At 63.3% G+C, this 14,412-nt stretch carries 12 protein-coding genes; 9 read left to right on the top strand and 3 right to left on the bottom strand.

Annotated features, from left to right (window positions below):
* Positions 1 to 20 precede the first annotated feature (20 nt).
* Both NKJ40_RS07205 and NKJ40_RS07210 read left to right on the top strand, forming a co-directional pair.
* The gene (locus NKJ40_RS07205; protein WP_352465497.1) at positions 21 to 1,412 is read left to right on the top strand and encodes a Ppx/GppA phosphatase family protein; all 1,392 of its coding nucleotides are present in this window, start codon (positions 21 to 23) and stop codon (positions 1,410 to 1,412) included.
* Positions 1,409 to 2,119, top strand: a complete 711-nt coding sequence (locus tag NKJ40_RS07210; protein ID WP_352465498.1) for an RlmE family RNA methyltransferase — start codon at positions 1,409 to 1,411, stop codon at positions 2,117 to 2,119. The genes NKJ40_RS07205 and NKJ40_RS07210 overlap by 4 nt, the downstream gene beginning before the upstream one ends.
* Positions 2,120 to 2,335: 216 nt before the next feature.
* Here the strand turns inward: NKJ40_RS07210 and NKJ40_RS07215 are convergent, their stop codons facing one another.
* Positions 2,336 to 3,757, bottom strand: coding sequence for an MFS transporter (locus tag NKJ40_RS07215; protein WP_352465499.1), 1,422 nt, complete (start codon positions 3,755 to 3,757; stop codon positions 2,336 to 2,338).
* A 294-nt stretch (positions 3,758 to 4,051) separates the two neighbouring features.
* On the opposite strand from NKJ40_RS07215, the gene guaB reads away from it, so the two are divergent.
* From guaB to NKJ40_RS07230, 3 genes are read left to right on the top strand one after another with little or no spacing between them, the layout of a single operon-like run.
* Entirely contained in the window at positions 4,052 to 5,554 is a 1,503-nt protein-coding gene (guaB, locus tag NKJ40_RS07220; RefSeq protein ID WP_352465500.1) for an IMP dehydrogenase, read from the top strand.
* A gap of 31 nt (positions 5,555 to 5,585) precedes the next feature.
* On the top strand, positions 5,586 to 6,125 hold the full coding sequence (locus NKJ40_RS07225; RefSeq protein ID WP_352465501.1) for a hypothetical protein: 540 nt from the start codon (positions 5,586 to 5,588) through the stop codon (positions 6,123 to 6,125).
* 28 nt (positions 6,126 to 6,153) lie between these two features.
* The gene (locus NKJ40_RS07230; protein ID WP_352465502.1) at positions 6,154 to 6,573 is read left to right on the top strand and encodes an MAPEG family protein; all 420 of its coding nucleotides are present in this window, start codon (positions 6,154 to 6,156) and stop codon (positions 6,571 to 6,573) included.
* A 5-nt stretch (positions 6,574 to 6,578) separates the two neighbouring features.
* Here NKJ40_RS07230 and rnd read toward each other — a convergent pair whose 3' ends face one another.
* Both rnd and NKJ40_RS07240 read right to left on the bottom strand, forming a co-directional pair.
* Positions 6,579 to 7,736, bottom strand: a complete 1,158-nt coding sequence (rnd, locus tag NKJ40_RS07235) for a ribonuclease D (RefSeq protein ID WP_352465503.1) — start codon at positions 7,734 to 7,736, stop codon at positions 6,579 to 6,581.
* Positions 7,737 to 7,810: 74 nt separating this feature from the next.
* The gene (locus tag NKJ40_RS07240) at positions 7,811 to 9,058 is read right to left on the bottom strand and encodes an MFS transporter (RefSeq protein WP_352465593.1); all 1,248 of its coding nucleotides are present in this window, start codon (positions 9,056 to 9,058) and stop codon (positions 7,811 to 7,813) included.
* 257 nt (positions 9,059 to 9,315) lie between these two features.
* On the opposite strand from NKJ40_RS07240, the gene NKJ40_RS07245 reads away from it, so the two are divergent.
* From NKJ40_RS07245 to aspS, 4 genes are all read left to right on the top strand, one after another.
* Positions 9,316 to 10,584 carry an ABC transporter substrate-binding protein gene (locus tag NKJ40_RS07245; protein WP_352465504.1) on the top strand — a complete coding sequence of 423 codons (1,269 nt, stop codon included), beginning with the start codon at positions 9,316 to 9,318 and terminating at the stop codon, positions 10,582 to 10,584.
* Between the two features lie 68 nt (positions 10,585 to 10,652).
* A complete protein-coding gene (locus NKJ40_RS07250) occupies positions 10,653 to 11,525 on the top strand; it encodes a carbohydrate ABC transporter permease (protein WP_352465594.1) in 873 nt (290 codons plus the stop codon).
* Between the two features lie 2 nt (positions 11,526 to 11,527).
* Positions 11,528 to 12,352 (top strand): carbohydrate ABC transporter permease, encoded by an 825-nt coding sequence (locus NKJ40_RS07255; RefSeq protein ID WP_352465505.1) that lies wholly within the window; start codon positions 11,528 to 11,530, stop codon positions 12,350 to 12,352.
* 215 nt (positions 12,353 to 12,567) lie between these two features.
* Positions 12,568 to 14,358, top strand: coding sequence for an aspartate--tRNA ligase (gene aspS, locus NKJ40_RS07260; RefSeq protein WP_292656234.1), 1,791 nt, complete (start codon positions 12,568 to 12,570; stop codon positions 14,356 to 14,358).
* Positions 14,359 to 14,412 lie beyond the last annotated feature (54 nt).

The raw sequence follows: 14,412 nt of genomic DNA on the forward strand, positions 1-14,412 counted from the left end.
CGGCGCCGGAAGGAACGACAGTGGAAGACCACGACGCCGGCGCTGGCGCGCCGGAAGTGGGCGTGTCCAGGGGTTCGCCGACGCCGTCCGGCCAGGCAAGCCCATCCACCGGACGCTACGGCCGTCAGGTGCAGCCCCGGTCCGGCAATGGACAGGCTGGCGACACGTCCCACGATCACAAGGGTCAGAACGGCCCGCATCAGAACGGCAAACCCAAGAAGCGGCGCAAGCGCCGGCGCGGGCGCAAGGTTTTCGCACGCGACGAGGCTCGTCCGCTGGCGGCCGGCGCTTCGGTGCCCGCCGCCAACGAGACCCCGGCCGCGCGTCCGCCCCAGCCAGCGGCTTACGTGCCTCCGCCCTCAGCCCCGGCAACGTCGCCAAGGCTGGGGCAAGGTGCCCGCACGCCGCCACCGCTGCAGGAATTGCCGGTGTTTGCCGCGCTCGACCTCGGCACCAACAATTGCCGCCTGCTGGTCGCGGTGCCGACGCGTCATGGCCAGTTCCGCGTCATCGATGCCTTCTCGCGCATCGTCAGGCTGGGCGAGGGGCTTACCGCCAATGGCCGGCTTGGCAACGCCGCAATGGACCGCGCGGTCGAGGCGCTGAAGATCTGCGGTGACAAATTGCGCAACCGCAAGGTCAGGAAGGCCAGGCTGATCGCCACCGAGGCCTGCCGAACCGCCGCCAACGGCGTCGAGTTCCTCGAGCGCGTCGAGCGCGAGGCTGGCCTGAAGCTCGAGATCATCGACCGCCAGACCGAGGCGCGGCTGGCAGTGTCGGGCTGCGGCTCGCTGGTCGAGCGCGACACGCAAGGCGTCGTGCTGTTCGACATCGGCGGCGGCTCGTCCGAAATCGCGCTGATCGACCTCACCGGTCAGCGCTCGCCAAGGCTTGCCAACCATATCGTCTCGTGGACCTCGCTGCCGGTCGGCGTCGTCTCGCTGGCCGAGCGTTTTGGCGGCCGCACGGTCACGCGCGAGATCTTTGGCGCCATGGTCGAGGACGTCGCAATGCGGCTGCGCGCCTTCGATGGGCGCGACCGGCTGAGCCACCTCCTGTCCAGCCCGAAATTCCATCTGCTCGGCACGTCGGGCACGGTGACGACGCTGGCCGGCGTCCATCTCGATCTCGAACGCTACGACCGCCGCCGTGTCGACGGGCTGTGGATGGATCGCGACAGCGTCGACCGCATGGTCGAAAGACTGGTCGGCTGGGATTTCCAGCAGCGCGTCGCCAACCCTTGCATCGGCGCCGACCGCGCCGACCTGGTTCTGGCCGGCTGCGCCATATTGGAGGCGATCCGTGCCGTCTGGCCGTCGGAGCGGCTGCGTGTCGCCGACCGTGGCCTGCGCGAGGGCATATTGAGCGAATTGATGGCCGATGACGGCGTCTGGCGGCGAGGCCGGCAATGACCAAGAAACCTGAAAAGCCGAGTTCGGCCGGCATTCGCGTGCTGAAGACGAAGATCAAGAAGAAAAGCGGCCTGAAGGAATCGTCGCGCCGCTGGCTGCAGCGCCACATCAACGATCCCTATGTCCAGCGCTCGAAGGCCGATGGCTATCGCTCGCGCGCGGCGTACAAGTTGATCGAGATCGACGACAAGCACCATTTGCTCAAGCCCGGCATGAAGGTGATTGACCTTGGTGCGGCACCCGGCGGCTGGTGCCAGGTCGCCGCCGCACGTACGAAATCTACCGCGGAACACCCGAACGTCGTCGGCATCGACTATCTGGAGATGGACGCGGTGCCGGGCGCGCCGGTGCTGCTGATGGATTTCCTCGATCCCCAGGCACCCGAGAAGCTGGCCGAGACGCTGGGCGGGCCGCCGGACATCGTGCTCTCCGACATGGCCGCACCCACCACCGGCCACAAGCGGACCGACCACATCCGCACCATGCATTTGTGCGAGGTGGCGGCCGATTTCGCGCTGTCGGTACTGAAGCCGGGGGGACATTTCCTCGCCAAGACGTTTCAGGGCGGCGCCGAGAACGAATTGCTGGCCAGGCTGAAGCGGAATTTCCGCTCCGTCCATCACGTCAAGCCGCCGGCCTCGCGCGATGAGTCGGTGGAGCTCTATTTGTTGGCGAAGGATTTTAAGGGCGGAAACGGCGCGGCGTGAAAATCGCTCTGTGGTGATCCTTCGCGCCCCCCTCTGTCCTGCCGGACATCTCCCCCACGAGGGGGGAGATTGGCAGCTTCGGCGCGCCGTCTAATCCTGCAACGTTGAACATTGGCGAAAGCCGATGTCACGTCCGATCTCCCCCCAAGTGGGGGAGATGTCCGGCAGGACAGAGGGGGGCGCTGTCCCTCCGGCGTCCGTAAGCACGAGCAAAGGTCAACTCCCCGGCGGGCTCACCGGCTCCAGCGTCTTCGGCGGCGTCAACCTGCCATGTCCCGACACGGCATTGCCGGCGTCCGGCGCCAGCCGCATGAACGACAGCGAGGCTGCCGCCGATACCGCCGCCACGATGAAGAAGGCGGTGTGGAAGTCGGCCAGCGTCAGCGGGCCGCCATGGATCTTGGTCGACACTTCCAGGATGCCGCCGGCCAGCGCCACGCCGAGCGCGATCGCCAACTGCTGGAACACAGCGGTGATCGGCGTCGCCTTGCTGGTGTCGGCGGCCGAAATCTCGGCATAGGCAAGCGCGTTGATGCCGGTGAAGAACATCGAACGGATGAAGCCCCCGGCGAGCAGCATGGCGAGGATCAGCCCATAGGGCGTGTCGGGTGTGAACAGGCCGTTGATGGCGATGGACGCGGCAGCTATGAGCGAGCCTGAAATCAGCACACGGCGGAAGCCGGCGACCCTGAAGATCAGGGCGGTGACGAATTTCATGCCTATCGCGCCGATTGCCGAGACGAAGGTGATCATGCCGGACTGGAACGGCGTCAGCCCGAAACCGATCTGGAACATCAGCGGCAACAGGAATGGTACGGCACCGATGCCAATACGGAACAGTCCGCCGCCGAGCACCGACGAGCGGAACACCCGATTGCGAAACAGCTCGAGCGCCAGCAGCGGATTCTTGGCGCGGCGCGCGTGCAGCAGGTAAAGCACCGCCGACGCCAGCCCGACGGCTACGGTGAAAAAGCCGGCAGCGGGCGGCAGAGCCGGCAGGCTGACCACCGACAGGCCGAACACAATGCCCGATGCCGCCAGCCCGCTCAGCACAAAACCGATGAAATCGAGCGGCGGCGTCTCCGCGGCGTCGGTCTTCGGCAGGAAACGCGTGGCCAGCCAGATCCCGATCAGCCCGATCGGCACGTTGATCAGAAAAATCCAGTGCCAGGAAAAATAGGTCGTGATGAAGCCGCCTACCGGCGGGCCGACCAGCGGGCCGACCAGAGCCGGGACGGTTAGCCACGACATAGCGGCGACGAGTTCGCTTTTCGGTGTCGCGCGTACCAGCACCAGGCGTCCGACCGGCGTCATCATGGCTCCGCCAATGCCTTGCAGGAAGCGTGAGACCACGAAAGCCGGCAGCGAATTGGAAATCGCGCAAGCGACCGAACCGACGATGAACACGGCGATCGCGGCGCGGAAGACATTCTTGGCGCCGAAGCGGTCGGCCATCCAGCCGCTGATCGGAATGAAGATCGCCAGCGATACCAGATAGGCGGTCAGCGCCAGCTTGAGCGCGATCGGGCTGGTGTGGATGTCGATGGCGATCGCCGGCAACGATGTCGCAATGACGGTCGAATCCATGTTTTCCATGAATAGAGCGACCGCCAGGATAAGCGGAATGGTGCGGTTCACGATGGATCCGGCCTTGAAAATGTGCGTCGCGATTGCTTGCCGGCCTTGGGGCCAAACCGGAACATAGGGCGGTTATCATGGCTTGGCCCGGATGTCGCATTAATTTGCTGTCACGTTTTTGCGAACCGCAAGTCTTGCAGCACCTGCGGCAAATGCAGCTTTGCCACTACACAACCATCGGCTTTTCAACGGCGACGGGACGTGTTACGAGCCAGCGCCAATCCTGAAAGGGAAGAAGACGAGTCGGCGCTGTCCATCAGGGCGAGCGCCTTTCCTGCATTCCGAGGGCTGGCCATGGCAAAAATCATCGAGACGTCCACCGGCGCATTGGCGCTGACCTTTGACGACGTGCTGTTGCAGCCCGGTCATTCCGAGGTCATGCCCGGCGAGACCGACATCCGCACCCGCATCGCTGGCGACATCGACCTCAACGTGCCGATCCTGTCGGCCGCCATGGACACGGTCACCGAGGCGCGGCTCGCCATCGCCATGGCCCAGGCCGGCGGCATAGGCGTCATCCACCGCAATTTCTCGCCGGCCGAACAGGCCGAGCAGGTGCGGCAGGTGAAGAAATTCGAATCCGGCATGGTGGTCAACCCTGTCACCATCGGTCCCGAGGCAACGCTTGCCGATGCGCTGGGTCTGATGCGCACTTACAGCATCTCAGGCATTCCGGTTGTCGAGAACGGCGGCACCGGCGGCCACACGGTCGGCCGGCTCGTCGGCATCCTGACCAACCGCGACGTCCGCTTCGCGTCCGATCCGGCGCAAAAGGTCTATGAGCTGATGACCCGCGAGAACCTGATCACGGTCAAGGAGAACGTCGATCAGGACGAGGCCAAGCGACTGCTCCACCAGCACCGCATCGAGAAGCTTGTTGTGGTCGACCGCGACGGCAATTGCGTCGGGCTGATCACGGTCAAGGACATCGAGAAGTCGCAGCTCAACCCGCACGCCACCAAGGATGCGCAGGGACGCTTGCGCGCCGCCGCCGCCACCAGCGTCGGCGATGACGGTTTCGAACGGGCCGAGCGCCTCATCGACGCCGGCGTCGACCTTCTGGTGATCGACACCGCGCACGGTCATTCGCAGCGCGTCCTGGATGCGGTGACGCGGGCCAAAAAACTCTCCAACTCGGTTCGCATCCTGGCCGGCAACGTCGCCACGTCAGAAGGCACGCTGGCGCTGATCGATGCCGGCGCCGACGCGGTCAAGGTCGGCATCGGACCAGGCTCCATCTGCACCACCCGCATCGTCGCCGGCGTCGGCGTGCCGCAGCTCTCGGCAATCATGTCGGCCGTCGAGACGGCGCAGAAATCGGGCGTCTCGGTCATTGCCGATGGCGGCATCAAATATTCGGGCGATCTCGCCAAGGCGCTGGCCGCCGGCGCCAGCGCGGCGATGATCGGTTCGCTGCTGGCCGGAACCGACGAGAGCCCGGGCGAGGTCTATCTGCATCAGGGCCGCTCCTTCAAAGCCTATCGCGGCATGGGCTCGGTCGGCGCGATGGCGCGCGGCTCCGCCGATCGTTACTTCCAGGCCGAGGTGCGCGACACGTTGAAACTGGTCCCGGAAGGCATCGAAGGGCAGGTGCCGTACAAAGGACCTGTGTCTGGCGTGCTGCACCAGCTTGCAGGCGGCCTGAAAGCCGCTATGGGTTATGTCGGTGGCCGCGACCTTGCCGATTTCCGCGAGCGCGCCACTTTTGTGCGGATATCCAATGCCGGACTTCGCGAAAGCCACGCCCATGACGTCACGATTACCCGCGAAAGCCCGAATTATCCTGGCGGAGCCTGACCGTCATGCGTCTTGGCGCAATCTGGCGGCAATGATCCTGCGGCTGTCGCGCCACGCGGCCGCACTCTGTGTCGCCACCTTGGCGGTTTTCATCATCATGACGGCGATGGAGTTCCTCTATTTTCGTCAATTGAGCGGCGGTCTGCCGTCGCTCGACATCCGCTATGCCGGTTTCACTCCGGATGAGGGCATGGCCTGGCTAACGGCCCTCGGCCGGCGCGGCAGCGAGATTATTCTCGTCTGGCATTACCTGACCTTCGACTTGCTGTTTCCGGCGCTGCTGTCGCTGACGATGGTCAGCCTGATCCTGGCCACGGGCCGGCGGCTGAAAAACTTCCGTGCACTGCCTGCGCAAACCCAGCCGATATTCGCAGCCGTGTTGGTGCTGCCCTACACGCTTGCCGACTATGCCCAGAACATCGCCGTGGCTCGTCTTTTGTCCGATTTCCTGTCGGCCAATCCGGATTCGCTATCCTTCGCCTCGGCGCTGATCGTCACCAAATTCGCGCTTCTGGCGGTGCCGGTGACCGTCATTGCGGCTTTCACTCTGATGGCTCAGAAACGGCCTTGAAGGCTCGGTGACAACGACAGGGGGCGTCTTGAACCAGACCGCGATCTTCTGGCCGATGCTGGCGCAGGTGCTGCTGGTCTATATCGTCTATGTAGTAATGGGCCGGCGCCGCTATGATGCGGTCAGATCGGGCGAAGCCAAGACCGGCCAGTTCAAGACGCGCTCGACGGAGCCTGGTTCCAGCATCAGCGTCGCCAACAATCTGAGTAACCAGTTCGAACTGCCGGTGCTCTTCTACGTCCTATGCTTGACGCTGCACGTGACCAATGGCGTCAATTATCTGACCTTGGCCCTGATGTGGATCTTTGTCGTCTCCCGCTTTCTTCACGCATCGGTCCACTTGACCAGCAATCGGCTAATTCTGCGCAGCAGGGCATTCTACCTGGGCGCGGTAGTTCTCGCACTTGGCTGGATATGGCTGGCGCTGCATCTGCTCGGCCTGGTCTGAGCAGATCAAGGCTGCACGTCGAACACAGCGATCTTGCGTTTGTCGAACCTGATGGCGAGTTCACCGCGCACCAGCTTGAGCGCGGCCTCGCCGAAAACGGCACGCCGCCAACCTTGCAATGCAGGCACGTCGGCTTCCTCGCCCTCGGCAGCGATGCGGTCGATGTCGTCACTGGAGGCGAGTACCTTCGATGCGACGCCCTCCTTTTCGGCAACGATCCGCAGCAGCACCTTCAGCAACTCCGCAGCGGCGCTCGACCCCTCCGGCGGCTGGAAGCTCTTCGGCAGCTTCGGCATCTCTTCCCTGGGCAGGGCAAGGGCAGCGTTGACTGCGCCAAGCAATGCCGTCGCCGTCGAAGAGCGTTCCCAGCCCTTCGGCGTGGTGCGCAGCTTGCTCAGCGCCGCGGCGTCGCGCGGCGCCTGCTGCGCCACTTCGTAGATCGCATCGTCCTTGAGCACACGGCCGCGCGGCACGTCGCGCTCGCGCGCTTCGCGTTCGCGCCAGGCGGCCACCGCCTGAACGATCGCCAGTTCCTGCGGCTTGCGCAGCCGCATCTTGAGCCGCTTCCAGGCATCCTCGGGATGCGGATCGTAGGTCTCGCGCGAGGTCAGCACGTCCATCTCCTCGTTCAGCCAGTGGGCGCGGTTTTCCCGCACCAGCTCGGCGCTGAGATGCTTGTAGACCTCGATCAGGTGGGTGACGTCGGCGAGCGCGTAGTCGAGCTGCTTTTCGGACAGCGGACGGTGGCGCCAGTCGGTGAAGCGCGAGGACTTGTCGAGCCTCGCGCCGGTGATGCGCTGCACCAGCTGGTCGTAGGAGACGCTGTCGCCGAAGCCGCAGACCATCGCCGCGACCTGGGTGTCGAACACCGGATGCGGCACCAGATCGCCGAGATGCACAATGATTTCGATGTCCTGCCGCGCCGCATGGAAGACTTTGACGATCGCCTCGTTGGCCATCAGCCTGAAGAACGGTTTCAGGTCGATGTCGGGCGACAGCGGATCAATCAGTGCCGTTACCCCGGGCGCTGCCATCTGGATCAGGCACAGGATCGGCCAGAAGGTCGTTTCGCGAATGAATTCGGTATCGACGGTGACGAACTCCGCCTTTTCGAAAGCGGCAATAACGGTCTCGAGTTCTTTCTGGGTGGTGATGACGTGCATCAAATCGCTTTTGGCAAGGGACTAGGGTCTCCTTCAATTTCAGCCGCACGCGCTTTCGTCAAGCGCAAGCACCTCTATCCAGGCTTTGCGGGTTCATCGGAATCGGCATTCCGCTTCGCCAACCGGGCAAAAACCGTCGACGTGCGCAACAGCGCCGTAAAACGGCTGCGATGGGTGGCCGGCACGGCGGAGCGCGCCTGCATCCGGTAGAGAATAACGGCCACGAAGATCGCATAGACGGTGGCGCTGAACACGAACAGCGCGCTCGGCCCGAAAAATTGCATCACCGTCGAGGCGGCGAACGGCCCGCCGATGGCGCCAAAGGAATAAAACAGCATCAAGGCTGCATTGATCAGCACGAACTCGCCCTTGTCGGCGCGGTCGTTGGAATGCGCCGCCGACAGCGAATAGAGCGGCATGGCGAAGCAGCCGAAGATGAAGACGAGCAGGAAGTTGAGGAACGGACTGCCGCCTGCCACGAAGGCCAGCGCCAGTGCCGCCACCATCGCACAGCACGTCGTCATCAGCAGGACCGAGCGCCGGTCCCAGCGGTCGGAGAGATAGCCGAGCGGGTATTGGATGATGGCGCCGCCGAAAATGCCGACGCTGACGAAGGTGACGACGTCGGCGACCGACATGCCGATCTGCTCGGCATAGACCGGCGATAGGGTGCGGAAGGCGCTGTTTGTGACGCCGACGGCGATGCAGCCGAAGCAGCCGAGCGGTGAAATCCGCCAGACGCGCGCCAAATCGAGCTTGACGTCTTCCGGCGGCGTCGGATTGGAGCGGTCGCCGAGCGAAACCGGCACCAGCGAAACGGTGATCATCATCGACATGATGGCGAAGATGGCAAAGCCGCCGGCGCCGAAGATCGGGATCAGGAACTGGGCGCCCGTCACCGAGCCGATATCGACCATGCGGTAGATGGCAAGCACCCGCGCCCGGTCGGTGTTGGTGACGCCGGAATTCAGCCAGGCTTCCATGATGGTGAACAGGCCGGCAAAGCAGAACCCGCCGGCAAAGCGCACGGCGCACCACATCACCGGATCGATGACCAGCACCAGAAGCAGCGTTCCCGCCGAGGCGATCGCCGCGAGTGCCGAAAAGGCGCGCACATGGCCAACGGACTTCATGATGCGGGTAACGGCAAGGCAGCCGAGCAGGAAGCCGGCGAAATAGAACGTGCCCATCAGGCCGATCGAGGAAGCGGGAAAACCCTCCTGCGCACCACGCAGCGCAATCAAGGTGCTCTGCAGGCCGTTGCCGCCGAGCAGGATGCCGGCGGCGATCAGGAGCGGGATCAGCGGGCGGATGGAGGACATGAAGGAAAGCCTGTCGTTGATCCCTTCTTGAACCATCGCCTTCGCCAATGCCAGCGGCAATTCCCTGTGGCGTTGGGGTCAGCCGGGGGCCACCGCGTGGCGCCGGACCCTCGTGTTGGGAACCAAGGCGTATCTTTGTAGTTCAGTGCTGGTGGGCGAATACGCGTCTTGTGAGCTGCCGGTGTGCGGAGACGGTGTCGGGCATCGACGTCGTTTCTGCTGCCCGGCCTGAAGCTCCAAAGGGAGGTCCGCCATCCATGAAATTTCGTCCCGCATTTGCTGCATTTGCCGTGGCCGCAGTTCTGGCGGCCGGGCCGGCGCGGGCTGTCGACCTCGCCATGGTGTCCGGCGATACCGGCAACGGCCAGAGAATCCTTCGCGAGATCCTCGATCAATACGAGAAGAAGACCGGCAACAAGGTTAGCGTCGTTCCGCTGCCTCCCTCGGCGACGGACCAGTTTGGCCAATACCGGCTCTGGCTCGCCGCCGGAAGCAGCGACGTCGACGTCTATCAAACGGACATCATCTGGGCCCCCCAGCTTGCAAGGCAGTTCATCGACCTGACCGAAGCGACCAAGGATGTCGTTGGCGCCCATTTTCCATCGATCATCAAATCGCAGACCGTGGACGGCAAGCTCGTCGCCTTGCCGATATTCACCGACGCTCCGGCGCTCTACTACCGCAAGGACCTCCTCGACAAATACGGCGCCAGGGTGCCGGCCAGTTGGGCCGAGCTTGCCGATACCGCCAAGCTTGTCATGGACAAGGAGCGCGACGCCGGCAACAAGGACATGTGGGGCTTCGTTTTCCAGGGCAACGCCTATGAGGGGCTGACCTGCGATGCACTCGAATGGGTGAAGTCGAACGGCGGCGGCCAGATTATCGAGCCGGACGGCACGATCTCCATCAACAATCCGCAAGCAGCTGCAGCGCTGGAAATGGCGAGGAGCTGGGTGGGAACCATCTCGCCGCCCGGCGTTCTAGCCTACCAGGAAGAAGAGTCGCGCGGAGTCTGGCAGACCGGCAACGCCGTCTTCATGCGCAACTGGCCCTACGCCTACGCGCTTGGCAACAGCGAAAGCTCCCCCATCAAAGGCAAGTTCGAGGTGACCACGCTGCCGCCGGGGTCGGGTGAGGGCGCGCGCCCAGCAGCAACGCTTGGCGGCTGGAATCTCGCGGTTTCCAAATATTCGAAGAACCCGGATGCAGCGGTCGAGCTGGTCAAATGGATCGCCTCGCCTCAGATGCAGAAGTACCGCGCCTTGAAGGGGGCATATCTGCCGACCATTCAGGCGCTCTATGACGATGCCGACATCGCCAGCGCCCAGCCGGTTATCCCGCGCTGGAAGGAAGTCGTCCTCAACGCGGTGCCGCGTCCCTCGGCCCAGGCCAAGACCAGGTATAATGAAGCATCGAGCGAGTTCTGGACCGCCGTCCACAACATCATGTCCGGCGAGGGCACGGCCGCCGACAACCTTGCCGATCTGGAGTTCTCCTTGACCAGGCTCAAGGGCACCGCCTGGTGACCTCGCCGCGCTCAGGCTCGCTGCTGGCGCGTCAGCGTGCGCGCTCGGCATGGCTTCTGCTTGCCCCGATGCTCATCGTGCTCGCCGCCGTTGCCGGCTGGCCGTTGACGCGCACGATCTATTTCGGCTTCACCGATGCCTCCCTCGCCGATCTGGAGGCCCGCCGCTGGGTTGGCTTCGCCAACTATTTCTCCGTCCTGCAAATGCCGAGCGGCCGCGTCATCTATGACGGGCTGCTCGCCGATCCGCTCTGGTGGCGCGCTGTCTGGAACACGGTGCGCTTCGCGGTGATTTCGGTGACCTGCGAGACGGTGCTCGGCATGATCGTCGCGCTGGTGCTCAACACCAAGTTTCGCGGCCGCGGCATCGTACGCGCCGCGATTCTCATCCCTTGGGCCATCCCGACGATCGTGTCGGCTAAGATGTGGCAGTGGATGCTCAACGACCAGTTCGGCATCATCAACGACGTCCTGCTCAAGCTCGGCCTGATCAGCACAAAAATCGCCTGGACGGCCAGCGCCGACACGGCGATGGTCGCCGTCCTTGTCGTCGACATCTGGAAAGCGACCCCTTTCATGGCGCTTCTCATCCTCGCCGGCCTCCAGATGCTTCCACAAGAAATCTACGAGGTCGCCAAGCTCGACGGCGTCGGCGCATGGAGAATTTTCTGGAAGATCACCTTGCCGCTCATCCGGCCGGCGTTGATGGTGGCCATGATCTTTCGCGGTCTCGATGCCTTGCGTATCTTCGATCTGATCTACGTGCTCACGCCAAACAACATACATACCAAGTCGATGTCGGTGTTTGCCCGCGAGAGCCTGTTTGAGTTCGACAAGTTTGCTTACGGCTCCGCCGCCTCGACGCTGCTCTTCCTCGTCCTCGCTTTGCTGACCATGCTCGTTCTGTGGCTCGGCCGGATAAGACTGGACAAGGACTATTGATCATGTGGATCGTCAAGCGCACGGCTTTCTACCTCCTCGTCGCCGTCATCGTCGTCGTCGCGGTGTTCCCGTTCTACTACGCCATCATCACCAGCCTGAAATCCGGGACGGCACTCTTCCAGATCGACTATTGGCCGACGACGATTACCTTCAGCAACTACAGGACCGTATTCACCGAGGGGACCTTCCTGCGCAACCTCGTGAACTCGCTGTTCATCTCGAGCGCCGTTGTCGTCATTTCGCTGTTTCTCGGCGTTACCGCCGCTTATGCGCTGGCGCGCATCCGCTTCCGCGGCCGCTCGGCTCTGCTCCTCACTATCCTGTCCGTTTCGATGTTCCCGCAATTGGCGGTGCTTGCCGGTCTTTTCGAGTTGATCCGCACCTTCGGCCTCTACAATTCGCCGTTCGCGCTGATCTTGTCCTACATGATCTTCACCTTGCCGTTCACCGTCTGGGTGCTCACCGCCTTCGTTCGCGACCTGCCGATCGAGCTGGAGGAAGCGGCGATCCTCGATGGCGCCACGCCCTGGATCATCATCAGCCGCGTCTTCCTGCCGCTGATGTGGCCGGCGCTGGCGACCACCGGGCTTCTCGCCTTCATCGGTGCGTGGAACGAGTTCCTGTTCGCTCTGACGTTTACCTCCAGCAACGAGCAGCGAACCGTGCCGGTCGCGATCGCGCTGCTCTCCGGCAACTCGCAGTTCGAGATCCCGTGGGGCAACATCATGGCCGCATCGGTGATCGTCACCGTGCCGCTCGTCATCCTCGTCCTGATCTTCCAGCGCAAGATCGTCTCCGGCCTCACGGCGGGCGGGGTCAAGGGATAAGGTGGATAGTTGAACTGGCGCACAGAGCAGCGAATTAGGATTGAGGCCTCTGGGATAAATTGATGCTGGTGGGGCAGGGGCGGGAAGAAACGCGAAATCGACCCGTGCGCCGCTTGCCTTGACAAATGCACCCTCTCATGTGCTTTTCGCGCAAATTTTCAGGCTGGGCCATCATGCCTCGGCCGCAACCCAACATCCGGACTTTAAGAATGACAATGCATCGTTACCGCAGCCATACCTGTGCCCAGTTGAGGAAGGCCGACGTCGGTTCCTCCGTTCGCCTGTCGGGCTGGGTGCATCGCGTGCGCGACCATGGCGGCCTGCTGTTCATCGATTTGCGCGACCATTACGGCCTGACGCAGATCGTCGCCGATCCGGATTCGCCGGCCTTCAAGATTGCCGAGACGCTGCGCGGCGAATGGGTCGTCCGCGTCGACGGCGAGGTCAAGGCACGCCTCGCCGACACCGTGAACCCTAATTTGCCGACCGGCGAGATCGAGATTTTCGCGCGCGAGATCGAGGTGCTGTCGGCCGCCAGGGAATTGCCGCTGCCTGTCTTCGGCGAGCCGGATTACCCGGAGGACATCCGCCTCAAATACCGCTTCCTCGATCTGCGCCGCGACACGCTGCACAAGAATATCGTGGCGCGGACGAAAATCATCGCCGAGATGCGCAAGCTGATGGGCGAGGTCGGCTTCACCGAATTCTCGACGCCGATCCTGACCGCCTCGTCGCCGGAGGGGGCGCGCGACTTTCTGGTGCCGTCGCGCATTCACCCCGGCACTTTCTACGCGCTGCCGCAGGCACCGCAGCAGTACAAGCAGCTGATCATGGTGTCCGGCTTCGACCGCTACTTCCAGATTGCGCCGTGCTTCCGCGACGAGGATCCGCGCGCCGACCGTCTGCCGGGTGAATTCTACCAGCTCGACGTTGAGATGAGCTTCGTCGAGCAGGAGGACGTGTTCACCACCATGGAGCCGGTGATGCGGGGGGTGTTCGAGACCTTTGCCGCCGGCAAGCCGGTGACGCAGAAGTTTCCGCGTATCGCATATGATGTCGCCATGCGCAAATACGGCACCGACAAGCCGGACCTGCGCAACCCGATCGAAATGCAGGCCGTGTCGGATCATTTTCGCGATTCCGGCTTCAAGGTGTTCGCCAACATCCTTGCCAACGATCCGAAGGCCGAGGTCTGGGCTATTCCAGCGAAAACCGGCGGGTCTCGCGCCTTTTGCGACCGCATGAACTCATGGGCGCAAGGCGAGGGCCAGCCAGGGCTGGGCTACATCTTCTGGCGCAAGGAGGGCGAGAAGCTCGAAGGCGCCGGGCCGCTGGCCAAGAACATCGGCGAGGAGCGCACCGAGGCGATCCGCCAACAACTCGGCCTTGCCGATGGCGATGCCGCTTTCTTCGTCGCCGGCGATCCGAAGAAATTCGTCTCCTTCGCGGGAGCGGCGCGCAGCCGCGCCGGCGAGGAGCTCAATCTTGTCGACCGCGACCGCTTCGAATTGTGCTGGATCGTCGACTTCCCGTTCTTCGAATGGAACGAGGAGGAGAAGAAGATCGACTTCGCGCACAATCCGTTCTCGATGCCGCAAGGTGGCATCGATGCGCTTAACGGCGAGGATCTGCTCGGCATCAAGGCGTTCCAGTACGACATGGTCTGCAATGGTTTCGAGATCGCCTCAGGCGGCATCCGCAACCATCTGCCCGAAACCATGGTCAAGGCGTTCGAAACCGTCGGGCTGGACCGCGCAACGGTCGAGGAGCGCTTCGGCGGCCTTTACCGCGCCTTCCAGTATGGCGCCCCGCCGCATGGCGGCATGGCGGCCGGCATCGACCGTGTCGTCATGCTTCTGGTCGGCGCAAGGAACCTGCGCGAAGTGACCATGTTTCCGATGAACCAGCAGGCCTACGACCTATTGATGAACGCGCCGTCGGAAGCCAGCCCGCAGCAGCTTCGCGAATTGTCGCTGCGCGTCGTGGCAACGAAGAAAGAGGTTTAGGAAACACTCCGAACCGATGTTGATTCATAAAAAAGCCCGGCATCGCTGCCGGGC

The sequence above is a fragment of the Mesorhizobium sp. M0119 genome (genome assembly GCF_040322615.1).
GTDB lineage: Bacteria > Pseudomonadota > Alphaproteobacteria > Rhizobiales > Rhizobiaceae > Mesorhizobium.

Bases quoted from the DNA above. Each gene is read 5' to 3' on its own strand.
- NKJ40_RS07245 (WP_352465504.1), top strand. From the start codon at position 9,316: ATGAAATTTCGTCCCGCATTTGCTGCATTTGCCGTGGCCGCAGTTCTG.
- NKJ40_RS07255 (WP_352465505.1), top strand. From the start codon at position 11,528: ATGTGGATCGTCAAGCGCACGGCTTTCTACCTCCTCGTCGCCGTCATC.
- NKJ40_RS07225 (WP_352465501.1), top strand. From the start codon at position 5,586: ATGATCCTGCGGCTGTCGCGCCACGCGGCCGCACTCTGTGTCGCCACC.
- guaB (WP_352465500.1), top strand. From the start codon at position 4,052: ATGGCAAAAATCATCGAGACGTCCACCGGCGCATTGGCGCTGACCTTT.
- NKJ40_RS07210 (WP_352465498.1), top strand. From the start codon at position 1,409: ATGACCAAGAAACCTGAAAAGCCGAGTTCGGCCGGCATTCGCGTGCTG.
- rnd (WP_352465503.1), bottom strand. From the start codon at position 7,736: ATGCACGTCATCACCACCCAGAAAGAACTCGAGACCGTTATTGCCGCT.
- aspS (WP_292656234.1), top strand. From the start codon at position 12,568: ATGCATCGTTACCGCAGCCATACCTGTGCCCAGTTGAGGAAGGCCGAC.
- NKJ40_RS07250 (WP_352465594.1), top strand. From the start codon at position 10,653: ATGCTCATCGTGCTCGCCGCCGTTGCCGGCTGGCCGTTGACGCGCACG.
- NKJ40_RS07240 (WP_352465593.1), bottom strand. From the start codon at position 9,058: ATGTCCTCCATCCGCCCGCTGATCCCGCTCCTGATCGCCGCCGGCATC.